This is a genomic window from Duncaniella sp. B8 (genome assembly GCF_005304985.1).
Lineage (GTDB): Bacteria > Bacteroidota > Bacteroidia > Bacteroidales > Muribaculaceae > Duncaniella > Duncaniella muris.
In genome coordinates, this window is the sequence record NZ_CP040121.1 from 2,174,844 (window position 1) to 2,200,363 (window position 25,520).

Annotated in this window: 18 protein-coding genes, 1 rRNA gene and 4 pseudogenes; all 23 read left to right on the forward strand. The window is 45.8% G+C overall.

All coding sequences use genetic code 11. From position 1 onward, the window contains the following. The first annotated feature begins 63 nt into the window (after positions 1-63). The 23 genes and pseudogenes from FDZ78_RS09275 to FDZ78_RS09395 all read left to right on the forward strand — a co-directional run bounded on the left by FDZ78_RS09275 (position 64) and on the right by FDZ78_RS09395 (position 25,474). Positions 64-1,272, forward strand: a complete 1,209-nt coding sequence (locus FDZ78_RS09275; protein WP_123400575.1) for a tyrosine-type recombinase/integrase — start codon at positions 64-66, stop codon at positions 1,270-1,272. Beyond that, positions 1,265-2,239 carry a tyrosine-type recombinase/integrase gene (locus tag FDZ78_RS09280; RefSeq protein ID WP_068960000.1) on the forward strand — a complete coding sequence of 325 codons (975 nt, stop codon included), beginning with the start codon at positions 1,265-1,267 and terminating at the stop codon, positions 2,237-2,239. The genes FDZ78_RS09275 and FDZ78_RS09280 overlap by 8 nt, the downstream gene beginning before the upstream one ends. Continuing rightward, positions 2,223-3,269: a tyrosine-type recombinase/integrase gene (locus tag FDZ78_RS09285; protein ID WP_068960001.1), complete on the forward strand. Its 1,047-nt coding sequence runs from the start codon at positions 2,223-2,225 to the stop codon at positions 3,267-3,269. Before FDZ78_RS09280 ends, FDZ78_RS09285 begins: the two co-directional genes overlap by 17 nt. A 111-nt stretch (positions 3,270-3,380) precedes the next feature. Next, positions 3,381-3,848, forward strand: a pseudogene (locus tag FDZ78_RS09290) (toprim domain-containing protein); the annotation flags it as partial. 210 nt (positions 3,849-4,058) lie between these two features. Further along, a pseudogene (locus tag FDZ78_RS09295) lies at positions 4,059-4,580 on the forward strand (mobilization protein); the annotation flags it as partial. A gap of 113 nt (positions 4,581-4,693) precedes the next feature. Further along, positions 4,694-5,917: an IS4 family transposase gene (locus FDZ78_RS09300; RefSeq protein ID WP_068960910.1), complete on the forward strand. Its 1,224-nt coding sequence runs from the start codon at positions 4,694-4,696 to the stop codon at positions 5,915-5,917. A gap of 87 nt (positions 5,918-6,004) precedes the next feature. Then, positions 6,005-6,370, forward strand: a pseudogene (locus FDZ78_RS09305) (mobilization protein); the annotation flags it as partial. A 197-nt stretch (positions 6,371-6,567) separates the two neighbouring features. Next, a complete protein-coding gene (locus FDZ78_RS09310; RefSeq protein ID WP_136408456.1) occupies positions 6,568-7,551 on the forward strand; it encodes an IS30 family transposase in 984 nt (327 codons plus the stop codon). 5 nt (positions 7,552-7,556) lie between these two features. Continuing rightward, a pseudogene (locus tag FDZ78_RS09315) lies at positions 7,557-8,096 on the forward strand (mobilization protein); the annotation flags it as partial. A gap of 414 nt (positions 8,097-8,510) precedes the next feature. Further along, entirely contained in the window at positions 8,511-9,650 is a 1,140-nt protein-coding gene (locus tag FDZ78_RS09330; RefSeq protein ID WP_065538229.1) for a DNA alkylation repair protein, read from the forward strand. A gap of 502 nt (positions 9,651-10,152) precedes the next feature. Continuing rightward, a complete protein-coding gene (locus tag FDZ78_RS09335; RefSeq protein ID WP_124076267.1) occupies positions 10,153-11,112 on the forward strand; it encodes a DUF6043 family protein in 960 nt (319 codons plus the stop codon). A 181-nt stretch (positions 11,113-11,293) separates the two neighbouring features. Next, complete coding sequence (locus tag FDZ78_RS09340; RefSeq protein ID WP_024988675.1) at positions 11,294-11,608, forward strand: helix-turn-helix domain-containing protein; 315 nt, start codon at positions 11,294-11,296, stop codon at positions 11,606-11,608. Between the two features lie 5 nt (positions 11,609-11,613). Continuing rightward, positions 11,614-13,026, forward strand: a complete 1,413-nt coding sequence (locus FDZ78_RS09345; protein WP_124076265.1) for a DUF3987 domain-containing protein — start codon at positions 11,614-11,616, stop codon at positions 13,024-13,026. Between the two features lie 560 nt (positions 13,027-13,586). Beyond that, positions 13,587-13,967, forward strand: coding sequence for a hypothetical protein (locus tag FDZ78_RS09350; protein WP_107035600.1), 381 nt, complete (start codon positions 13,587-13,589; stop codon positions 13,965-13,967). Next, the gene (locus tag FDZ78_RS09355) at positions 13,964-15,721 is read left to right on the forward strand and encodes a relaxase/mobilization nuclease domain-containing protein (RefSeq protein ID WP_124076263.1); all 1,758 of its coding nucleotides are present in this window, start codon (positions 13,964-13,966) and stop codon (positions 15,719-15,721) included. The genes FDZ78_RS09350 and FDZ78_RS09355 overlap by 4 nt, the downstream gene beginning before the upstream one ends. Positions 15,722-15,793: 72 nt before the next feature. Next, positions 15,794-15,901 (forward strand): 5S ribosomal RNA (rrf, locus tag FDZ78_RS09360). 1,023 nt (positions 15,902-16,924) lie between these two features. Beyond that, the gene (locus FDZ78_RS09365; protein ID WP_124076261.1) at positions 16,925-18,388 is read left to right on the forward strand and encodes a phage integrase SAM-like domain-containing protein; all 1,464 of its coding nucleotides are present in this window, start codon (positions 16,925-16,927) and stop codon (positions 18,386-18,388) included. Positions 18,389-18,662: 274 nt separating this feature from the next. Then, complete coding sequence (locus FDZ78_RS09370; protein WP_124076259.1) at positions 18,663-19,646, forward strand: IS30 family transposase; 984 nt, start codon at positions 18,663-18,665, stop codon at positions 19,644-19,646. A gap of 135 nt (positions 19,647-19,781) precedes the next feature. Then, positions 19,782-20,333, forward strand: a complete 552-nt coding sequence (locus FDZ78_RS09375; RefSeq protein WP_124076257.1) for a Panacea domain-containing protein — start codon at positions 19,782-19,784, stop codon at positions 20,331-20,333. Continuing rightward, positions 20,330-20,782 (forward strand): hypothetical protein, encoded by a 453-nt coding sequence (locus FDZ78_RS09380; RefSeq protein WP_124076255.1) that lies wholly within the window; start codon positions 20,330-20,332, stop codon positions 20,780-20,782. Before FDZ78_RS09375 ends, FDZ78_RS09380 begins: the two co-directional genes overlap by 4 nt. Before the next feature lie 1,788 nt (positions 20,783-22,570). Beyond that, positions 22,571-22,900 carry an AlpA family transcriptional regulator gene (locus tag FDZ78_RS09385; RefSeq protein WP_136408457.1) on the forward strand — a complete coding sequence of 110 codons (330 nt, stop codon included), beginning with the start codon at positions 22,571-22,573 and terminating at the stop codon, positions 22,898-22,900. A 4-nt stretch (positions 22,901-22,904) separates the two neighbouring features. Beyond that, positions 22,905-24,122 carry a primase-helicase family protein gene (locus FDZ78_RS09390; RefSeq protein ID WP_240597878.1) on the forward strand — a complete coding sequence of 406 codons (1,218 nt, stop codon included), beginning with the start codon at positions 22,905-22,907 and terminating at the stop codon, positions 24,120-24,122. 410 nt (positions 24,123-24,532) lie between these two features. Further along, positions 24,533-25,474, forward strand: coding sequence for a DUF3408 domain-containing protein (locus FDZ78_RS09395; RefSeq protein ID WP_136408458.1), 942 nt, complete (start codon positions 24,533-24,535; stop codon positions 25,472-25,474). The last annotated feature ends 46 nt before the right edge of the window (positions 25,475-25,520 follow it).

Here is a 25,520-nt window from a genome sequence, read left to right on the forward strand (position 1 = left end):
GAATATTCTATCATGTTGTTTTGATTTTTATTATATTAATTTCAGTAATCAATATTCATTCATATGAAAGAACAGGATTTAAAATCCAAAGCATCAATTCTGCTTGGACACTTTCATGACAATGGGTACTCAAAGTACACCATTGACCTTTTCCGGCTGGCGATTAATTATGCGTTACGTCTTCGGAGTGTTCATCCCGGCATCTCTTATGAAGACATCTATCGATCCAAAGTAGATGCGGATCCAAATCACCGTCCACTTCACCATTGGCGTAGGCTCTTCGCTACCATCGAACATTTCGATAGAACCGGTATTCTACCGGGCCATGGCAATACACCTCGCGGCGGGGAAAAGAAGTATGACACACTCTCGAAAGAGTTTCAACGCGCAATAGACATCTATCGCCGTGAAGAGCCAAAGTCAGGAAAGAAGGCCACGACAATCAAGCGTGAGGCAAGCCTCGCCACGAACTTCTTCTGTGAGTTGCAGACACAAGGTGTTTTCACATTTAGCGAGGCTTGTGAGAATCACATTCAGACAGCTTTTTCAGGACACTGCTGTGGTTACAGGAAAGTTATCAGAGTGGTGGTCAGGTGCTGTGCTCCATTCTTTGAGGATGGCGTTTGCGAACACTTCATCTCATTGCTTCCCATGACAAGAAGCAAGCGTCGTAACATCGAGTATCTCAAAGCAGAAGAAATTGCCAGTGTAAAGAAAGTTCTGACAGCTCGGGACTCTGATCTGTGCTTGCGGGATAAGGCTATCGGTCTTATTGCCTTATTCACAGGGTTGAGAGGCTGCGACATTCTAGGCCTGAGACTAACTGATATAGACTGGGAGAATGATGTGATACTTGTCAATCAAGAGAAAACCGGTGTCCCACTGAAACTACCTTTACGTCCCATTGTCGGCAATGCAATATACGATTATATCTGCCATGAACGTCCAACCTGCAGCACCGAGGAAATCTTTGTTAGTCAGTATCCTCTGCACTTGCGCTTAGACAACACCTATAATATTGCCGCAAGAATCATGAAAGTCGCAGGCATAAGGCAGAACAAGGGAAGTCGCAAAGGTTTCCACATATTCCGGCATCATGTCGCCACATCTCTCCTGAACGAGGGTGTTCCTCTGCCCGTGGTATCGTCCGTATTGGGCCATTCATCACCTTCCTCGTTGAACCCATATCTGAGCGCGGATTTTCTCCATCTGAAAGAATGCGCTCTCAGCATAGAGCAGTTCCCAGTAAGAAAGGAGGTATTCCATGACTGAATTTGTTTCGGGGATAGCTCCGTTGATAAAGCGGTTTATCGCTTTCAGAGTCGCTTCTGAACACTGGAATGTCACCTCTTATGAAGTCTGCATGCGTCTGTTCGATCGATATTGCCACCACCGATATCCGGGCGAAAGCATTCTGACTCAACAAATGGTTGATGGATGGTGCGCCAAACGGGATACTGAAAGTGGAAAATCGTGCCAGACAAGGGCCTATCCGATAATAGCTTTCGTAAAATATCTCAAATCAAGAGGGTTGACCAACGTAAATCCACCGAAGCTTCCCAAAAAGATGCGTTCGACATACGTCCCTCATGCTTTTTCAGAAGATGAACTACGAAGATTTTTCAATGGATGCGACACTCTGTCCGGCCCTTTGACCAAACAAAACAGAATCCGCAATATATCTATACCGGTATTCTTCAGACTACTATACAGTTCTGGAGTGCGAACTACGGAGGCTCGTCTGCTCAGATGTGAGGATGTCGACCTTGAAACTGGAGTACTCAATATCAGGCTATCTAAGGGATATGACCAGCACTTTGTCGTCCTACACGATAGTATGCTTCAGCTTATGCGGGAATACGACAAGGCGATAGCTGACATATTCCCTGAACGGACTTATTTCTTTCCCGCAAGAAATAACTCTTTTCATGATAATTCATGGGTATCTGACAATTTTCGGAAAATCTGGAAAAATGTAAGTCCATGTCATGCTGTTCCCTACGCGCTGAGACATCATTATGCCACAACCAATATAAACAACTGGATTAACCGCGGCATGGATTTTAACTCAAAGTTGTTATATCTGTCCAAGAGCATGGGGCACAGTGTGATAGAGAGCACTGCCTATTACTACTCCCTCGTGCCCGGACTCTCCGATATTATAGAAGAGAGGACACAAGAATCCTTCGATAACATTGTCCCTGATTTAACCGATGTCAACCATGAAGAAACCGAATAAAGAGGCCGTTGCATTCTCGCGCCATATCAATGACTGGTTGACTGTCTATGTGCCAACCGTCCAATCAAGCAGCGCCCATACAGTGAAGAACCATCATGACGCACTGTCTCTGTTCCTACATTTTATAACTCAGGTAAAAGGTCTTGATGCCAGGACTTTCTCTTTCAAGCTTCTTGAACGTCAGGTCATAGAAGAATGGATACTTTGGCTGAAGAATGACAGAAAAAACTCTTCCGAAACGTGCAACAACCGCCTTGCATCCATCAGGGCATTTATCAAATACCTATCCGAGAAAGATGTCAGCCTGACATATCTGGCCTGCGAGTCTGCTCAAATACCAAGACAGAGGTCAGTCCGTAAGAAAGTCGAGGGATTGAGTAAGAATGCGGTGAAAGCATTGTTGAATGCACCTGATACGAATACTTCAACTGGACGCCGTGATCTCGTGTTTCTCATATTGATGTATGGCACTGCCGCACGAATAGACGAGGTGCTGTCTATGAAGATACAACATCTTCATCTTCATGCCTCCAAGCCATACGCTACGATAATAGGAAAGGGGAATAAGGTCAGAACCCTCTATCTGCTTCCAAAAGTTGTGGCGCATCTTGAAAAATATATAGTGGAGTTCCATCCAACGCAACTAGATCCGGATTCCTATGTATTTTATTCACGGATAAAAGGGACTAGCACCAAGATGACTCAACCTGCTATTGCAAAACGACTTCATAAATATGCGGCAGTAGCTAATGGAGAATGCCCGGAAGTCCCATTGAACCTGCACGCCCATCAAATAAGACATGCGAAAGCCTCTCATTGGCTTGAAGATGGCATGAATATCGTACAGATATCTTTTCTCCTTGGACATGCTGATGTCAAAACTACTATGGTTTATCTTGATATTACAACCGAGCAGGAAGAAAAGGCTCTTGCCACAATTGAGAACGAAAAAGACAGAGAAATACCTAAAAAATGGAAGAAGGCTCCTCAATCTTTTGCTGAACTCTGCGGTCTCCGTGTCATAAAATGAGAAAATAAAATCCAAACCTATATATAGAACTGACTACACAATATAGGTTTTACGGAAGAGGTTTGGATTTTATTCTTGTTTGGATAACGCAACTTATCCAAACGTTTGGATAAACTTCGCAACCGCTATTTCAAGGGCTGTATTGCCCCTAAGGAAATTTCCCACATCAAACAGCCAGAGAAAACAAGGGAAACGTGTTATGTGTTCGAGGGATTCATGGACTACCTCTCCTTTCTGACATTGAGACAGGAGAGCTGCCCGAATTATCCGGAGTTGGACGGACAGGACTACATTGTATTGAACTCCGTATCGAATGTGAGCAAGACCCTCTATCCTTTGGGTAGCTACGAGCGCATCCATTGTTTCTTTGACAATGACTGTGCAGGGATGGAAGCACTCCGGCAAATTCGTATGGAATACGGCAGGGATTTATACATCCGTGACGCTTCGCAGACCTACAGCGAATGCAAGGACTTGAACGAATACCTACAGAAACAGGCTGAAAGAAAAGGGCAAATCCAATCCGTAAAAGAGACGCACACCCAGCCACCGAAAAAGAAGAACGGCTTTCGGTTATAGCCCACTATAACTACACGCTCCGCTTTCGTAGTTGTGGGCTCTCCCGAGGGGATTAGGACTTTGCCCTAATGACCCACTCAGGGCGTTTCACCCCTGAGAACCCCGAGCAAAGAGTGACCCTCTCTTTGCAATCTCCGCTTATGGGTTACCCCTAAGAACCCCGTTACGGAAGCGGACAAAGTAATCTAATGTAAACAAAAAAAAGAAGCTATGGCAACAAAATCAAGCATACACATAAAGCCTTGCAACATCGCATCGAGTGAGGCGCATAACCGAAGGACTGCCGAGTATATACGAAACATCGGGATGTCCAAAATCTATGTTGTGTCCGAACTTTCTGCCGACAACGAACAATGGATAAACCCGAACTTCGGCACTCCCGAACTGCAAACGCACTACGACAATATCAAACGGATGGTCAAGGAAAAGACAGGACGTGCCATGCAGGAAAAAGAGCGGGAACGCAAAGGAAAAAATGGTAAAATAATCAAGGTGGCAGGATGTTCCCCCATTCGTGAGGGTGTACTGCTCATCAGACCGGAAACCACACTGGCTGATGTGCGTGAATTTGGCGAAGAGTGCCAAAGACGCTGGGGCATCACGCCACTCCAAATATTCCTGCATAAGGATGAGGGGCATTGGCTGGGTGGAAAACCTGACACAGAAGACAAGGAGAGTTTCCAAGTGGGTGGAAAATGGTTCAAGCCGAATTATCATGCCCATATTGTTTTTTATTACTGTCCGCTAAACTTTTTTTGAGCGATTGAAAAATTAGGGCTGACACCTATTGCAGGAGTCAGCCCTAAATGGTTATTTTGGTGTCGCCAAACAATCCATGAATAACCATGAGTAAAAGTAGTAATTTCTTCGGACAGCCGATATATGGACAGCTGATAAAATCACTCAATCGTGAAAAAATTGTTGAATTCAGCCGAAAACACGGCGGAGAGAAGTATGTAAAGAGCTTTGACGGCTATACGCATCTGCTTACGATGCTCTATGCCGTGATCCAGCGCTTCGACTCATTGCGTGAGATAGAGACATCTATGACAGCGGAGGTTCGCAAACTGCACCATGTCGGAATTGATACTGTACCAAAGCGCAGCACCCTGTCGGATGCAAATGCCCGACGGTCAGAGAAGTTCTTTGAGGATGTCTATCGCGACCTGTATGCAGCCAACAAAGACATTCTTTCATCGGACAGCAGACGCAACGGCACGGAAGAGTGGATAAAGCAGCTTAGGATTATCGATTCCACTACAATCACATTGTTCTCCAACGCTATTTTCAAGGGCGTTGGTCGACACCCCAAGACGGGAAAGAAGAAAGGCGGCATAAAGGTACACTCTGTCATACACGCCAACGAGGGGGTTCCCTGCGATGTGCAGTTCACTTCGGCGGCCACCAATGACTCTTTCATGCTTGCTCCGAGCCATTACAGCCACAACGAGATAGTCGCTCTTGACCGCGCCTATATCAATTATGCCAAATTTGAGGAACTGACGGACCGTGGCGTTGTATATGTCACCAAAATGAAGAAAAACCTCAGTTATGAGGTACTTGTAGACTGTATGCATCAGAATCCGCAGGGACTGATGGAATACCGTGAACAGGTCGTGGTGTTCCGTAAAGACGGTATAAACCACATCGCCAGAATAATTACATACGTTGACATCAAGAAGAACGGGAAGCCAAAACTCATATCGCTTCTGACCAACGACTTCGACATGCCGCCAGAGACAATCGTGGCGATATACCGCCGCCGATGGCAGATAGAGTCTCTTTTCAAGCAGATCAAACAGAACTTCCCCTTGAGATACTTCTATGGCGAGAGCGCCAACGCCATCAAAATCCAGATATGGGTTACACTCATCGCAAATCTGCTGCTGTCAGTACTTCAAAGCAAACTCGAAAGACGTTGGAGCTTCTCAGGGCTTGCTACAATCGTCAGAATTGTGCTGATGTATTACCTGAATCTCGAAAAGTTCCTCAATCAGCCCGATGCAGACCTGAAAATCATGCTCGCCGAAGCATCGGAATCGCCTCCCGAAGTTCCTGAAAACTGCTGAGGGGGCTTGTCAAATACAAAAAGTAAGCCCAACTTCTGCCGTTCAGGAAGTTGGACTCGCCTTTTTATGGTTTAGCGGACAGTAATAATTGTTTTTGACTGGATGAACCACGATACAGGAAAGAGCCGCAAACTCAATGACGAGGATATGGCAGCAATGCAGACTTTGGCATCAGACATTCTAATGATGGAACGTGGGCAATCAAAAAATGTTACTGGCAAAGAACATCTGGAACGCAATGACTTCATCATTGAAAAACAGAAAGCCGAACTGCAACGCATAGATGCTGCAAAGCGGCATAAAGAACAACAGGTGGAACTTGCCGAACAGGAACTCAAACAGGTAAAATCGGAGATACGCACGGACAAGCTCAAAAGCGTGGCTACCGATGCTGCCACTGTCATAGCAAGCGGAGTGGGTTCTCTTTTCGGCAGCGGGAAAATGAAGAAACTGGTGAAGATTCCAAATCGAAGTGCAAAACTTTGAGCTAGGAATTATTCATTCTCCTCACTCCTTCTGGCGAGGGGATGCCCAAGCGGCGGGGGCGGCCTAAACCGCCCCCAAGAGCGGACAGCAGCAGAACATACTGGCAATACAAAATAAAAAAGGAGACCGAAGTCTCCCTGAGATTAACTAATTTTGTATTGCTAATGTACAGACAATTAACCTCGCAGCAAAGGTCGCAAATTTTCGCCTTACTGCAAAGAAAAACTCCAAGAAAAGAAATCGCCCTCATTGTAGGGTGCAGTCAATCAACACTTTGTCGTGAACTGAAGCGCAATTCCACAACCAAAGGCCACTATCTGTGGGAAAAGGCTCATGCCAAAGCCCTTGAACGCAGAAAGCGCACCACATCCAACAAGAAGCTCGACAGCGTGTTGGTGTGGCGTATAAAACAGATGATTATTGACCACCAATGGTCACCAGAACAAATTCGTGGCGTGTTGGCCAAGGAAGGCGTTTCCGTATCCATACAGACCATTTACAACATTATAAACGCTGATGAAAGCGGAGAACTGCGCCGTCACCGCAGACATCCCGACTTCCGACGACGACCAAAAGGCGAACGCAAACCCACTAAAGCCACCAACATACCAAACCGCACAAGCATACACGACAGACCGGCCGAGGCCGACGGCAAACGCTTTGGCGATTTTGAGATGGATCTTATTGTTGATGCCTACGGGCACGCGATTCTAGTGCTGCTTGAACGCATGACTGGCTTTGTGATGATGGAGAAACTACCTTACGGAAAAAGAGCCAAGCCATTGTCAAAGACTGTCGTGAGAATGCTGTACGCATACCGTAAATATCTTAAAACCATCACTACTGACAACGGCAGCGAGTTCGCGGCACACCTCGACATAACCGCCGGATTACGCATCAAAGGTCTTGATGATGTGACTGTTTACTTTGCCGACAGCTACTGCTCATGGCAGAAAGGAGCGGTCGAAAACATCAACAAACTCATCCGTCAATACATCCCCAAAAAGTCAAATTTCAATGATTTCACTGACCTATACATCAAAAACGTGGCAAAGAAACTGAACTTAAGGCCTCGGAAAAAACTTGGTTTTTCAAACCCGAAAACCGAGTTCTTCAAACAAATCGCTAATTTTGCACTTGCCAGTTGAACCTGCAAATGAAGAAACTGGAGCAATCCAATGACGAATTGCGTCAGGAAATTGCCAAACGGGACAAGGGCATTGATGACTTGAAAGCCCAAATGCAACGTATGCAGGAACAGCACGGCAAGCAGATACGCAATCTTCAAGGAATACACAATCAGGAACTTGAAGCCAAAGACAAGGAAATATCACGGCTGAATACCTTGCTTGAAAAGGCTTTCAAGTGGTTTCCGATGCTCAGGGAGATGTTGAGAATGGAAAAATTGTGTGCTGCCATCGGCTTCACCAAAGAAATGATAGAGAGCCTCCTGACCAAGAAAGAGGCTATCAGGTGCAATGGCAGGATTTATTCCGAAGAACACAGACGGAAGTTTGACATCAAGAATGATATTTTCAAGGTGGAAAAGAATCCAACCGATGATAGCAAACTGATACTGACCATAAACAAGCAGTCGATAGACGAATGGTTCAAAGAACAGTGGAATAAATTACGGCAAAGTTTACGACAGTCAGCGGAAGAGCCAAGAAAAAATAGAGGATTCAAGCTATAATTCCGCTCTATATAATCCAAAACATCAATAAAATAACTAATTTTGCATTCGGATAGGGGCAACTCTTTCCAAGAAATAAGAAAATAAGAAGCGTTATGCTCTCTTGTAAGTCGAGAACGTAGGAAATTCACCAGTGTACTGGGATTGCATAGTGGTTCTCACGCATACAGCATGGGCTGCTACCTCTACATCTGTACACAAGGTTTCCTACGACTTTCGACTTCGAGTGTTGCATCAGTAGTTTGTGCTTCTGCATTTATAAATCGCTCCATCGTGCTATGGAGCATTGTATTATTTTGTAGATGAAGAATATCGAAGCAGATAAAGAACTCATAGCGGCATCGGAATCAAGGATATAAAGGACTATGAAATTGAAATCAACATCGAAAATGGTATAGTAGTAAGATAAAAGTAATGGCAGAATCTTTTAAAAATATGTTTGATAAGCCATTCTTTGGAAGGTTTGTCAACGACTTGTCTCTTGTTCTCCAGAACATGAGTGTAGACAAGTTTGTAACTTTAGTTATGGATGAAGAATGGGAGAACAGAGGTTATAAGCAGCGGATTGCACACATAACTACTGTTCTGCACAAGTTTATGCCAACCGAGTATAAAGAAGCTGTTGCGAAAATCTTTAAATTATTAGACTGTGTAAAAGTTAGACTGCTCGATTTTTCAAAGATAGACGATAAAAATTTCAATTTGCTGACATTAGAATATGGGGTTATTTTGGACCATTATGTGGAGCGATATGGAATAGAGGACTATGAGACATCAGTGAAAGCCATTGAGCGAATTACGCAATTCACGACTTGCGAATTTGTGACCCATGCCTTTATTGTGAAATATCAAGATGAAATGATGAAACAGATGTTGGCTTGGTCAAAACATCCGCACTGGGGGGTAAGGAGGCTTGCATCGGAAGGGTGCAGACCTCGTCTGCCGTGGGCGATGTCATTGCCTAAATTAAAAGAAAATCCAGCTCCCATCATTCCGATTATGGAAAATCTGAAAAACGATCCATCCAGGTTTGTAAGGTTGAGTGTTGCCAATAACCTGAACGATATTTCAAAGGATAATCCACAAATCGTAATTGCTTTGGCTAAAAAATGGAAAGGGCAATCAGAGAATATTGATTGGGTTATCAAGCATGGATGCCGAACATTGCTTAAGCAGGGGAATCACGAGATATTGAACCTGTTTGGACTGAGTTTGAATGACAATATCAGCATAGGTGACTTTAAGATTCTTACAAAAAGAATAAAAATGGGTGATTCTGTTGAATTTTGTTTTAATCTAAACAATTATAATACGGAAAAACGGACAATAAGATTGGAATACGGAATCTATTATCGGAAAATGAATGGAGAGATGACGAGGAAAGTCTATAAAATCAGTGAGAAGGAATACAAAGGAAACTCCATTACGGAAGTCAATAGGAAACATTCGTTTCGCCCCATAACGACAAGAACTTTTTATCCCGGCATTCATCAGATTGCTGTTATATTCAATGGATGTGAATCGGGAAAATGTGAATTTGAACTTGTTGAATGACAGTTTTTAATAGTTGAGATTAATCCGTAAATTCCCCGTTATATCCAAGAAAAAACAAGTGGTTTGCACGTTAAAAGGGAGGTTTTCCACTTACCTTCCCATACTATCAATCTTAAAGAATACAAAAACACCCAATTTTACATTCTTGGGTGTAAAATTGGGTGTTTGCTTTGCAATTTGCTGATTTTCAGCGTTTATTGCGGAGAGACAGGATCTAAATCCTGCCACTTGCAAAATTAATAAAAATTATTGAGGTTGCCAAGTCTTTATGCATCACACATTCAAGTGCGATTGGAAGGCGTGGACAATATGTGCATAAGTTACGTCTATCTCTTACTATTTTTGTCTAATGGAGATGGGATAATGTGGGATTTTGTGGGAAAAGATGAGATTTGTGTCCAAAGAGGGCGATTTAGCAATGGAAATGTGCGAACTTTGTTGTTGCACATTTCGTATAATAGCTTATCGCTATTGTAATTTTGCAGTCTAAACACTTCTGAATATGAATGATAACCGAAATAATTTTGAAACTGAAAGGAGTAAGGAGGATTTGAAGGCGTGGATTGAGAGTCATCCGCATGAGTATGGAGAAGTGGCTATGGAAATGGGTGAGGCTGATCTTTTCAGTGTGTTTCTAATGGCGCAGGCTGCATTTATCTCCTCGCCGGAATTTCAGAAGCGGTTGGAGGATATGGTTGATACCGATAGTGTAGATGTAGGTGAGCTTGTAGAGATTCTGCATCAATCGAGATTTACCGAAAAGATGCTTACTAATCCGAATGGAAACGAGGATTGGGAGAAGTACCGATTACCTTTTGCCGCTTGGCTGAAATATGGACGGTCATCGGAAATGGTTATTGAGAATATTGAGGACGCAATCGCCTTGACCGATAATCAACAAGCCAAATGGCAACTTTCCAAGTTCCTTAAAGATGTGATGAAACGTCTGGTCGGAACTAAACAGCGTTCTCGTGAGGAGTTGAGCGAGTATCTTGATTATCGAAAGAGTTTGGTAAGTGGTAATATCGCTGAATGGGCGTTAAGTGGGATTGATGACACGGAGGAAGATACTCTTTCACCTATCAAGCCAACCCAAACGGAAGAATTTATTGAGGATTTGACAGCTCTTGTTGCGTCTCATGACAAGGATACGGTAACCTATATCGGGAATTGGTTGAAGTATAATGTGCGTGGAATTGATGTGGCGCGTTTATACGTTGCGCTTATTGAGACTGATGAGATCAGGGCGAATCTGACTGTTACGCGCTATATGGATGCTCTGAAGACCTCTTTCCCTAAAGTCAAAATCGTGGGAACGCGACAAGTCCAGAAGGATGTCAATTATCTCCAAAGCTTGTTGCCTCACGGCAAGAGATATGGAAAGGAAGAGCCTGAAAATCGTTTCGCGATTGACAAGATAAAGGTCGAAGTTTTGCTAAAAAATCTTGAAAACATTGACTGAAATAACCTCTTTTCAATTCGTTTGATTCGTTTTATAGTTCGCGAACTTAACGAACCATCAATTCTTTTTAATCCAAGAAATTACGCTATACTTTTGCGTCATCGTTCCATTTCGGAGCGGTGGCGTTTCTGTTTTATGCCGCCAGTAGAAGCGTCGAACAATGTCGGCAATCGAAACAAAAATGCAGGATTTATTAGATATGCTCAATGAGGGTCGGGCCCATGTCAAGGTGGAGATGAACGCCGAAGACCTCAAAGCATTTTCGGAGGACTTGATCCGCCGCGCAAAGGATGAACTCGGCTCGATGGTCGAGGCAGCCAAGAAAGAACGTATGCTCACCAAAGCCGAGGTAAAGGAACTCTTTGGCGTATGCGATGCCACACTCTGGCACTGGGCAAATAAAGGTATCCTCAAACCTGTCAAGACCGGCAACAAGATTATGTACCCGGAATATGAGGTACGCAAAGCCCTCGGACAACGTAACATCAATATCTGAGCATCATGAAAGCGAATGGCTATTACAACCATCCACGCTTTCCGTTGGAAGCCGGATGTGGATTGATCGAGGAGGATAGCATTGCCTTTACCAGCGATTCCGATAAAACTACCGAAACTCCTTCTTTCCCTCTGGAGATATTTCCGAAAGCAATCCGCGACATAATAGAGGCTCTTGAGGAGTATGAGAACTATAATGTCGATTTCTCTTCGGCTTCATTCCTTACAGTATTCGCGGCTGCTATGGGCAATACTTGGTCAGTCCGCTTCATGACAGGATGGGTAAGCCGACCGATAATCTACATGGTGCTTGTCGGCTCGCCGAGCTGTGGCAAGACTCCGCCATTGCAACAGGCGGTCGCACCTCTTCTCAAACTCGACGGAGAGTATGACATGATCTACTGCAAGGAGATGGAAACCTACCGCCGATGGGAACGCATGTCGGCAAAGCAGCGTGAGAAACATTCTCTCCCTGAAGAAATGAAGATGCCTAAGCGAAAATGCCATGTAGTGGTTGACTCCACTGTAGAGGCTCTTATCGGAGCTTTGCGCGACAATCCGCGCGGAGTGCTGATTTACAAGGATGAGATAGACAGCCTCCTCTCCAATTTCAACCGCTACAACAGTTCGGACGAGGGCTACTTTCTCAGTCTGTTCAGCGGTACGCCTTTCAAGTACAGCCGAAAGTCAAACAACGAGCATATCTTCCTCGCCAATCCCTATTGTTCTATTATTGGCACTACACAGCCCAGTCGTCTGGGCGATCAGTTCGGCGGCAAGCGAATGATGAACGGCTTTTCATCTCGATTCCTGAAAGTCTATCCCGAAATTGACAAGATGCCGTCATGGAACGACACCGCCATGCCGGACGGCGTTCTTGAAGAATGGGAACGAATTATCCGAAGGGTGATAACCGTCACTCCTTCAACAGACCAAGAGGGAAAAGCAACCTCAATAGAGCTACTGTTTTCCCAAGAGTCGAAGCTCCGCATAATTCAGTGGAAAGACGAGGTCAATAACAAGGTCTATGCTGAAACGGATTCGGATGCTGTCAGGGCGTTGTGCGGCAAACTGGAAACTTATCTCGTCCGCTTCTGCCTGGTCATACAGATTATGCACTGCATCTGTGGAGAATCGGGCATGGATGAAATTGAACCGAGAACCGCCGAACTCGCCATTAAGCTCACCGAATATTTCAGAAACATGGAGAGCCGGATTGCACCGGAGATTGAACCCGGCATCCTCGACAACCGGTTCACCGAGTTACTCGGAAACCTCAGGGATTCGTTCACCACGGCAGAAGCTGTCCGGGAAGCCCTGCAACTCGGAATCTCGGAATCTTCGGTCAAGAGATTCCTAAGAGACGGAGGCCGAGGATTCGTGAAGAAAAAGTCACACGGTTGCTATCGCAAAATATGACCCATGCGCTGACACTATGAACTTTTGACATTATGACATTTTCGACCGAGGTCGAACTGACTGAGATACCCCGGTTGCTCACGCCTGATTTGGAGTATAAACCTTGCTTTGCAAGATATGCCGCTTGTGTCCACAACGGCTATCCCGCCTCCCCCGAGGTGAGGGTCAATCCCGCTCGAAACTCGCAGTCTTTTATCTAATGATACATTGTCCGTGAACGATGATAGACTGAAAAATGAATGATGAAAAACTGAAAATCTGCGGTTGATATATTATCAAGCAACACATTTATCATGAACCGTGATACTTCGGTTAATCGGTCATCGTCACATTGGATAATCGATACATTGGATAATATGATAATGAGCCATTGGACAATAAGTCATCGGGTAATGGAGCATTGGATAATCAGACAATCGAGACAACCAGATATTATATCATCAAGGTATCAGTTCATCAAATCATCAAGCAATCAGGATTCCAAGTCATATAGTCTTCATTGTATCAGATATTCAATCAACCAATCTATCAAACCATAATATCTTAAAAAGTTAATCTCTATGCCGGATAAAAAATCCATCACTATAAAAATACGTGTCGATGCGCAGACCCACGCAGAAATGCAGTCAAGAGCCGACCGATACACCGACGGTAATCTGAGTGCGTTTGTACGTTGTGCCACACTCAAATATGAAGAGCAGCCGATGGCTGACCGAGACAATCCCCGTATGATTGCTTTGATCAAGTCCGCTATCAAGCTCATCGAAAGAACCGGCACCAACACCAATCAGGTTGCGAAGCACATCAACGAGCAGCAGAAAATGAATCCTTACTCGTTGCGGGCGGCAGATCTTCTTCCCTTCGGTCAGTTTTGCGAGGGTACAGATAAAATCCGACAGATGCTGACATACCTCTATAACATAATAATCACAGGTAAATGATAGTCAAGAAACTCAACGATGTGTCCGGCGGCGGTTTCCCCGGCGCTCGATATAACGAGAAGAAGATTGCCGATGGTGTGGCATCCCTCATGGCGATGGAGAATGTCAGCGAAGCGTTGCGTCACAATGTCGAGACGCTGCACCGCTTCGGCCTTGATGCCTCGGCTGAAGTCGAAAGGTATCTGAAGGAAAACTCTAAGACTTACGGCAACACAAAGACGACTCGTTTCCAGTTCCATGTGTCAGCATCTGTGAAAGGACGCACCATGTCGCCTGAAGAACTCACCGACTTCTCGCGTGAGCTTATGGAGGGCATGGGTTATGCCCGTCAGCCGTATTTTGTTTACGCCCACCACGATACCGGTAATAACCATGTGCATATTCTCTCGACGAGAATGAAGCCTAACGGTTATGCCATTTCTGACCATCAGGACAGGCGCAGGCTTAACGAGTGCGCAAATCGCATACTCTCTCCTGACATCAAGAAAGATATTGACCGAATTCTCGGCTACGACTACGAAACGGAGGGGCAGTTTGCCAATATCGTCAAGACTCATGGTTACAAGATAGAGAAATCGCTCGACGGCTACCGTCTGTTCAAGTGTGGAGGCGACGCCGGGAATATCGCCATCGATGACATCCTCAATCGAATCACCAAAAACAGCCCGAAGCGCAAAGACCGCGCTACGCAGCTTCGCGCTATAATCCGGAAATACAAGGGCGAGATAGCCGAGGGAAAATGTCAAAATGTCGATAATGTCAAAGTGTCAAAAGGTAAGAAGCGAAAGCCAGTAAAAGCAAAACTGAATACCGACATCCGCAAAATACTTGACAACCACGGCAAACCGTTGAGCGAGGAGAACTGCCAGCGCATACAGACTCTCATTGATGTTCTCAAGACAAAGTTTGGTATAGACATCAGTTTCCAGAAGGACAAGGACGGCAGGGTGAGAGGCTACAGTATAATCGACCATGCCGAAAAGATAGCCTTCGACGGCAGCAAGGTGATGAAACTGTCGGAGCTTATTGATTTCGCCATCAAACCACAGAGGAAACCATCGCCGCTTGACGTGTACCGCGACCTGTTCACTGTCGAGGTGGGCAAAGACAGCAGAGGGAACTATATGCTCATCAATGTCAAAGACGGCTCGACGTACCGCAAACCAATCTCTCCGAGACAGTACGCATGGTATAACGGCGTGAAAGACGACGAGCGCGAAGATGTAGGCCTGACAATAGCTGCCACGATATTCTCCGAGGAGATACTGACCGAATATCTCATGCGCTATCCGATACACAACCATCAAGAGAGAATAAAAGGCATGGCCGTTGTCAAACATAGAAACGGCAACTACTGCCTCCGCCTGGCACTGACAGACGGCTATATGCCTTTGATTGAATTAACTCCGGAGGAGGGAGCCAAGTTCCGCTCTCTACATGCCGATGAACAAGCAAGACAAGACTTCCTGATGTCAATAGCCATGCTGCATCTTACTCGAAAGGATGCCGAGGCGGTTAAAGACAGGATAAAACAGAATACCCAATCCAAAGCCGGAGTCCGTATCCTCCCTTCCCGTCCGCAGGACTACTCCCCGGAAATCTCGCAAGTGTTCACATTCAATCTTGCCAACGCACTATCTTCCCTCAATGTCAGTTCCGGCTCATCCGGCTACAAGCGCGAGCACGAAGTCGGCAACCGTTCCCGCTACGATGACATCGACAACCGTCAGTCCGGCACAAGCCTATCAATTTAGATTTTTGCTTATAAGCAACATTTATAGATGTTGGCTAAAAAACATGCTAATTTTTGTAATTTTGTAGTCATAGATGGTATTGATAGAATCATGAATGAACCTCTTACCATTCCGAACAGAGAAGTTAAACATGATTTCGCCGATGGTACTGTGAAAACGGAAGAGTAGGTAATGCCAACGATTCTATCCGAAGGTCAGCCGGAAGTTTGACTAAATTTGTTTAACTACAAGTCGTTTCTTCCTATGATTAACGATTATAAACTTTGGAAGTAGGTGACTGGCTTTGCACGTGAGCTATGCCAGTCACTGAAGGATGTCCTGGACAATGACAAAGTGTAGTGTAGCATTTCGATTGCTTCGGGATTGCTCGACATGGCGTTAGGAACAGGCATCATATTCTCAACGCTAACCTCCATAGGTCTTATGTGCTGGAATGCAATGAGGAGTTACGATGGCTTTGCAAGAGAGCAATGCCATTCGCTGAAGGATGTTTTGGATAATGACAAAGTGTAGTGTGGCATTTCGATTGCTTCGGGATTGCTCGACATGGCGTTAGGAACAGGCATCATATTCTCAACGCTAACCTCCATGGGTCTTATGTGTTGGAATGCAATGAGGAGTTGTGATTGACGGAGCAATCCGTCAAAGTAGAGAAATCGGATTGACGATTGGGTGGGTTGGTGGGAATTTTAAAAAGTAGGTACGTAAAAATATATAGTGACTATCTCAGCGCACCACGCCGATAGGCACTATTATTTTGCGGTAGATTTAATGTAGAGTTTAATAGGGTTTAGAATTAAACGCTACTTTTTAATACTGTTTAATCAAGCCGATTTATCTTGGTTTATAGCGGCTTAGATAGTGACTATTATAGTGACTACACCCTGTGGTGACTAAAAGAAGAATCGCCAACTCTGTGAGAATTAGCGATTTGACTTTTACTTGGGTGGTGCCACCAGAACCTGAGTTTCTGAATGAATACGAATGAATTTGAATGGTTTGTTTAGGCAAAGTGTTGAATAATAGTGCAATATGAACTTTGATGAATTTTGGGGATTTTCAGATTTATTCAAAAAACGTGGTGACCTGCGTGGTGACCCGACTTGACAAATTGCGGTTTGGGTTGTTATATTTGCAGAACCAAAGTGGCTGATTGTGAATAACTGTGAATGCCACCATTCTGAAATTTATAATATCGAAGATATGACAAAATCACCCTCTCCGAAAAAACTGACCCCGTTTCATGTCCGCACCAAGGATTTGAAGAAGGACACCGCGACTCTCTTTATCCGTATCCATACCCGCAAGGTTGATGTGCTGATTTCGACCATGCTTCAGGTTGAGGTTGCCGACTGGCAGAAGGCTACGGCATCGCCCCGCGCATGGCTGGCGCATCAGAAGAAAAATTATCAGCTTCATGCCAAGCTGACACAGATTGAGGGCATAGTCAAGGCTCATCTCGCAAAGGTGAATTTTGACCGCGAGGCTCTCGACATGGATGTGCGCTATATCTCCGAGCCGGAGAAAGTGGATGCTGAACGCCGGGCGATGGAGGAGGCAGCCGAGGCCGAGCGTAAGGCAATAGCCAAACGTGAGGCGGCGAAAGAAAAAGCCCGCAAGAAAGCCGAGGAAAAGAAACGTATCGAGGAGGAGAAGAACCGCCTTATATGGCCGTTCCTCGTTCAGTTTGTCGATGACATCAAGAGCGGGGCTCGCAAGATTGGTAGTGACGACTATGCACCCGGCACCTGCAAGGCATGGAAAAGTTTTATTGGTGTTTATGAAGGCTTCGACCCGTTGCACAAGTTCGGATGGGCTGACATTGACCGTGCTTTTGTGTCACGCTACATCAACTATTTGCAGAAGCATGGCTACATGGCTAAGGTGGTCAACAAGCATCTGACAAACCTGAAGGCTCTTATCAATGCCGCCTTCGTTGACGGCATACACGATAATCAGAGAGCGGCAGCTCTCATTGTCAAGAAGAAGATTGAGGATCGCGACAAGGCTGTCGAGATTTATCTCACCGAGGAGGAATTGCAGGCTCTCTATGAAATGCCGCTGACAGGAAAGAAAGAGCATATCCGCGATGTTTTTCTCATCGGCTGCTATACCTGTCAACGTGTAAGTGATTACAACAACCTCAATGCCGACAACTTTGAGACCACCCGAAAGGGAACGCGCATAATCCGTCTTATCCAGCAGAAGACCAAGACCGAGGTTACCATACCTATTCTCAACGAGAACCTAATCACCATCTGCGAGAAGTACGGTTACAACATTCCGAAAGCCAACGAGCAGGTGCTGAACCGCTACATCAAAGATATTCTCAAAGACCTTTCGGAGCAGTTGCCGTCACTGAAAGAGAAGGTGCCGACCAAGCTCACTATGAAACAGAAGGAGGCGTTGAGAAAAGAGAAGAAGGAACCGGAGACCGACCTCAACGGCAACGTGATTGTGCCGCGCTATGAGTGTGTGACGAGCCACACCGCCCGACGCACGGGCATCACTAATATGTATCTCAGTCACAGGTACACCATTCTCCAGATGATGCACGTCAGCGGCCACAAGACACAAAAGACCTTCATGGACTACATTAAGCTATCTTCCGAGGAGATAGCCGACGAAATCGCCGCCATGTCGAAGAAAGAGAATGACATGTGGTAAACAACAAGCCACTCCAAAAAATCGGCATAAATGTCACTTTTTTGGAGTGGCAATATCCGATGTATGTGGTAAAAATAATGAAGATTCCAAATCGAAGTGCAAAACTTTGAGATGGGCATTAGTCATTCTCCTCTCTCCTTCTGGCGAGGGGATGCCCAAGCGGCGGGGGCGGCCTAAACCGCCCCCAAGAGCGGACAGCAGCAGAACATACTGGCAATACAAAATAAAAAGGGAGACCGAAGTCTCCCTGAGATTAACTAATTTTGTATTGCTTATGTACAGACAATTAACCTCGCAGCAAAGGTCGCAAATTTTCGCCTTACTGCAAAAAAAAACTTCGAGAGAAGAAATTGCCCTCATAGTAGGGTGCAGTCAGTCAACGCTTTGTCGTGAACTGAAGCGCAATTCCACAACCAAAGGCCACTATCTGTGGGAAAAGGCTCATGCCAAAGCCCTTGAACGCAGAAAGCGCACCACATCCAACAAGAAGCTCGACAGCGTGTTGGTGTGGCGTATAAAACAGATGATTATTGACCACCAATGGTCACCAGAACAAATTCGTGGCGTGTTGGCCAAGGAAGGTGTTTCCGTATCCATACAGACCATTTACAACATTATAAACGCTGATGAAAGCGGAGAACTGCGCCGTCACCGCAGACATCCCGACTTCCGACGACGACCAAAAGGCGAACGCAAACCCACTAAAGCCACCAACATACCAAACCGCACAAGCATACACGACAGACCGGCCGAGGCCGACGGCAAACGCTTTGGCGATTTTGAGATGGATCTTATTGTTGATGCCTACGGGCACGCGATTCTAGTGCTGCTTGAACGCATGACTGGCTTTGTGATGATGGAGAAACTACCTTACGGAAAAAGAGCCAAGCCATTGTCAAAGACTGTCGTGAGAATGCTGTACGCATACCGTAAATATCTTAAAACCATCACTACTGACAACGGCAGCGAGTTCGCGGCACACCTCGACATAACCGCCGGATTACGCATCAAAGGTCTTGATGATGTGACTGTTTACTTTGCCGACAGCTACTGCTCATGGCAGAAAGGAGCGGTCGAAAACATCAACAAACTCATCCGTCAATACATCCCCAAAAAGTCAAATTTCAATGATTTCACTGACCTATACATCAAGAATGTCGCAAAGAAACTAAACCTCAGACCACGGAAAAAACTCGGTTTTTCAAACCCGAAAACCGAGTTCTTCAAACAAATCGCTAATTTTGCACTTGCCAGTTGAACCTGCGATGTGGTAAAAATAAGATTTGTAGATTTTTACGCGATTTGGCGGTTTGAAAAATTATTATTATATTTGCAAACTGAAATAAACTGCAATTGCGCATTCTGCGTTAGATAAGCATAAGGACATAAGCCCATGACGAATTACGACAGCAAGAAACTCACAGAGTTAGTTCTGTTTATACTTGGCAAGACTGGTGGCGTTGATTTCTACCATGCTTTCAAGATTCTCTATTTCGCCGAGATGAAGCATCTGGCAAAATGGGGCAGCGGCATTGTGCCTGACGAGTTTTGCGCATTGAAATATGGTCCGGTTCCTACTCAATTATATGATGCGGTCAAGGAACTGAATCACCCGCGTATGATTCTTTCGGAAGAATTATCCGAGGTTATCCAGTTTGCCGGGGAAGATGCTCCGAATGTTCTTCTTCCTAAACGAGAGGCAAATTTGAAGTATCTTTCCAAGTCAGAGATTGAAGCATTGGAACAGTCAATCGAGGAAAACGAATCGTTGACTTTCGGACAGCTCATGAGAAAGTCACATGATGAAGCCTGGGAAGAGGCAAACCGTCGCACCAATGGAACAAATGTTATTTCTCCTGTCTCTATGGCAAGAGTTCTAAATGCCGATGATGCCATGCTTGAATATATTGAAGAGCAAATGCAAATTGAATCAGCTTTGAAATGATGAAAATTTCTGATGCTCTCAATGAGGAAGAGCTTTCACGACTGGCATCTCATACTGTCAAGATTGGAGATGTCTATGAGATGACGATGACTGAGGCAAATGGAATCAAGCCCAAAGCAGGAGACTCTTCAAGAGACAAATATTTCATAGTGCTTGGCTTCGACTCTAATGGTATCGCCTATGGTGGTGTGATAATCAATTCTCAAATAAACAGGAATCTTCCGGCACATCTCAAAATGTACCACATGCCCATAAAACAGTCAAAGTATCCATTTCTCAGGTATGATTCTTTTGTTGATTGCGTCCGGTTGAAGGTTGCCTATCCACAAAAGTTCAATGAGTGGAACTACTTGGGCGAGATTGATGACTATGATGTTGAGTTGATCATCGGTACAGTTAAGGAAAGTCCTGCCGAAAGCGAGGAACGTCTTGCTCAGTTTGGATTGTGAGATAGTTATTACAGCTTTACCTGAAAATACCGAACAGCATCAGATATTTCTTAAATCAAAGATGTTGTAATTCCAAAGAAATAAACTAATTTTGCAAACGATATGACCTTCCACGCTTCCCGTAAGATTAGCGCACCCGGGGAGGTCTTCGAGTTTTATATAAGCCGTGATAGATTAAATGATAGAATAACTGATAGATTAAGATGCCTTAAAAGCGGAGGCTATAATTTGAGCAATGAGCCAATAAATGAGCCATAAAGATTGATACATTGCGACTATTACGACAGTGTAAAATTGTCAAAGATTTGACAAAACCTCATTATAATCCCCCAAAAGCGGGTCGAAAAGTATAGATTTGGGGGATTATAAGCATATTTTAGGAGACAAAGGGGTACTCGAAAGGAAAAAGAAGATACCCAAAACGGAATAACGGGAACCATGCTTGAAATAATTTGGAGAGTACGGCGAGGCAGTATTATCTTTGCAAAGAATTGATAGACAACCATCGGTATACCAGTTGTATATACCGATATACATGTACAACCTTGTGCTATATCCGGCGGAAAATATTTGGAGGGATTGAAAATTCCATTCTATCTTTGCCTCTGAAAAGAAAGTCCGGAGTCAGCGGGGTGTAATGACCGCTCATGCACTACTTTTGGCTATGGATGACTTTTTTCATCGAATCGTGAACTTTTTTGAACAAAGCTTTGTTAGGAAAGTTGCGGTGGCAAATTTCGCGACCATAGCGGAGCGTCAGATTGCTCTGCCGTGACGGTCGCGTCGTTATCCGCCGCAGACATACCCCGCAGCCCAAGAGTGGGCTGACTCTCTATGAGCCGACCCCGAAGGGTCGGACTCCCCACGCACAACACCCGGAGGTGTGTGCCTGAATTTCGCAGCCGGATGCGCAAAGCATTGCGAACAAATCGGTGTGCGGGTACAGACCCGAACCTTACACCGACATCGTTGCCCATGTTCAGGTGTGACACTTGTGGACGCTATCTACACACCTACATCATACACACCCGATAGCCGACAATGTCAGCCGCCGACGGGAGATTGTGCAGATTTGGAAGTCTCGTAAAATTTTGTTATCTTTATGTAACGATTGAAGGCAGCGCAAGCCCGAAGCGACACGTTCAGCTTTATAGACCGGAACAGGAACGATGCTCCCCGACGGATGCCATGCCCGATATTGACACTGTAACGATAATAACGAGGTACCTGATCAGAAGACCGGACTCAGAATCCGGAACCACTATGAAAAGCCTGCTGTTGAATGCGGAACAAACCGCAACGGTTTAACCCGGCAACAACTCGCACTAAGGAAGCGATGCTCAACGGATTAAATGCGCGGAACAATGGCAGAAGAAAAAAGAATGGCACAGCAATAAACTGTCATAGAGCCTATACGAGCTGAATTTTGCGACAGCCACAGCTGTGCCCGTACAGAATCTGTACGTCAAAAACAATCAATTAAAAAGAAGAAAAAATGCGTATGCCTTACCTTATCGCAAAGTAAGACACAACCGCCATTGTATCTGCCCCGTATAAGGAACAGATGCCCTCATGTCGTTGCCTTTTGGCGCGGCGTGGGAAAGGGTGAGCTACGCCCTTTGCCGACCCTGACAGGCCGGCAGCAACAACCGTCGGCTTTAGCGAAACATAGCCGACAGCCCTTTCTATGTCCTTTCGGGGACACGTCACCGCAGCCTCTTTCGTCGCCGGGGCTGTGGGTGATGCAAGTTACTTGGCGATATAACTTTAATTTCATAATCCCCTCAGATGAAATTGAATCTTTTTGACCTTCTTCAGGCGTCGGCACTCGACCCTGACTCCCCCGATATTCTCCTCAACGTCCGCCTCTCTGACCTTCATCAGCTTGTGGTGGACACAATCGAAGCCACCCGCGAGCGTCTGCTCCCCCTCTACATGGAGGCCGAGCAGGACAAATCAATCACCAAGAAAGAGGTTGCCGAGCGGCTCGGCGTCTGCGAGACCACGGTCTATAACATGACCAAAGACGGTAGACTACACCCATTCAAGGTGAACGGAAGCACCCGCTACAGCTTGCGGGAAGTTAACTCTATTATCAACCCCTCTAACGATGACTGAGCCTATGGAAGACGTAACAGTTATACCTCCCGCCGATGACTGCTTTGAGCGCATAGGCACCACCTACTACAAGATTGTCCGCCAGCCCAACGCCGCAGGACAACTCATCGAGCGCAGCATCCCGTGGACAATCGAGGCTATCCGTCAGGACTACGGCAAGGATTTTCTCGCCAACGTCCCCAAATACGACGGTTTCTGCTGTGTCCCTTCCCACTTGGACTATCAGCCTGTTGTGGGCAGTTTCAAGAACAAGTATTCACCACTCAGCCATATCCCTGCCGAGGGAGAATGGTCGTGTATCGAATCGCTCGTGCGCCACATCTTCGGCGATCAGTACGACCTCGGTCTTGACTACCTGCAAATTCTATACACCATGCCGTTGCAGAAGCTCCCGATTCTGCTCTTGGTGTCTGAGGAGCGCAACACAGGCAAATCCACCTTCCTCAATTTTCTCAAACTGCTCTTTGAGGCAAACGTGACCTTCAACACCAACGAGAACTTCCGCAGCCAGTTCAACGACGACTGGAACGGCAAACTCGTCATCGTGGTCGACGAGGTGCTGCTCAACAAGCGCGAGGACTCCGAGCGTCTGAAGAATCTCAGCACCACCTACAACTACAAGATGGAGGCAAAAGGGCGCGACCGCGAGGAGGTGAGCTTCTTCGCCAAGTTCGTACTGTGCTCCAACAACGAGTATCTCCCCGTGGTCATCGACCCCGGCGAGACCCGCTACTGGGTGCGGAAGGTTCCGAGGCTTACCACCGACGACACCACGTTTCTGGAGAAAATCCGCTACGAGATACCGGCCTTTCTCCATGCCCTGACCTATCGGCGGCTGATAACCGCCGAGGAAAGCCGCATGTGGTTCAATCCCGCGCTGCTCGACACCGAGGCATTGCAAAGAATCATCCGCGCCAACCGCAACCGTGTGGAGCTGGAGCTTGCCGAGCTGCTGACCGAGATAATGGACTCGCGCAAAATCGACGAGGTAGACTTCTGCTTCAACGACATCCTGAGCCTATTCGGCTACCGTCAGGTCAAGGCTGACCGTAGCCAGCTCCGAAAGGTGGTGCAGGACTGCTGGAAGCTCAGACCAGCCTCCAACTCGTTCTGCTACACGACCTATACCGTCGGAATGTTCCTCAACGAAGAAACATACGTCGAGACACGCCGATGCGGACGGTACTACACCGTCACCCGGCAGATGTTAGAGAATTTATAATTTTTTCTCGTTGAAATTTGATGAACTGATGAAAATGGAGACAGACTGCTGTTTTTCAGTGCATTTTCTTCTCATCGGTTATTCATCAACACTTCATCAAAGGATGAAAGGCAATGAGAAAAGAAAATGTGTGGCACCGAGAGAAAACGCAATTTCTCTTTTCCATCGCCAAAACATTCTTCTCACCGCCCGAAAAATAGTGATGAAACAATGATGAATATATAATATGCTGATATAGTCATAGATAACTCTCCGATTCATCAGTTTATCAAATTCAGCAATATGCTGCATTCTTGGCTACACTCGGCATAGGTCAAGGGAGCTTGACACTCTGCTCTCGTTTGCACAAGAATTAAACACCTCACCCGGTCGCAGGGACTTTCTCTCGGCGACCACAATTCCAGAATGATATGGCGAAATCAAATCCAGATAGGTTTGCCGAGCCTACGATTATCGGCACAGAGTCCGAGGCGCGTCAATACGTCAATCGGGCGGGTGCGACTCAGACTGCGCCCAAGAGAGAATCAAGAACAACCAAGAAGTTCGATGCTGAGGAATTTCTCCGACAAGAAGAGGAAATTTCCAAAGCAGAGGCTGAACAACTCAGAAGGACTGAGGTTCTCATGAACGAATACTCATTACCGTGGAACATCGATGATGGCAAGCCTCCGTTTCCCAGCATGGAATTAAATCCTTGTGCGGTCAGATGGGAACCTGCAAATCTCGAAGAGTTCATCCGCGAGCATGGCGAGGAGTTCAAGATATTCAAAAATGCCAAGCTGACTAATCAGTCATGCAATCAAAGCTCTGACCAATCAGAGCCTCAGCGAGACAAGGCATCAGAGACTCGAAAGCCGAAAGATATGGTTGAACTGGAACACCAGTGTACCGATACAACGGTTATACCACCGAAAAAAGCAAAGTCATCTTCAAAAAACGAAGCGGAGGAGAGGTCAGAGGTTATGCCGAAAGATACACCGCCAAGCGACTCTGAGAGCGAACACAAGACCGTATCCGAGGATTTGACAACCGGAAAACAGTCTGACATCCCGGTAGAGGAAGAGCAGACCAGCACCGTGGAACAGTCAAAGAAATCGCGCGTCAGTGCCAAAATGGTGGATGCCGATTTCGATGCGTTAAGACACGCCTATCTCCGCATCGTCAGCCTCGGCGAGAAGAAACCGGTGTTTCTTCCTCTCGAACTTCGCGACTCTCTGGAGAAACTCGCACGGGTGAGTGGTGTACCGAATCTCGCACCGTCACATATCGTCATCAACATTCTCAAAGCGTTCTTTGACGATAACCGCGAACTTATCAACCGCAAACTCTCAGGTGAGAAATTAAGAATCTGAAATCTATGTGATTCAGGGTGCGGTGGTATCCATCCACAGGGGTAAT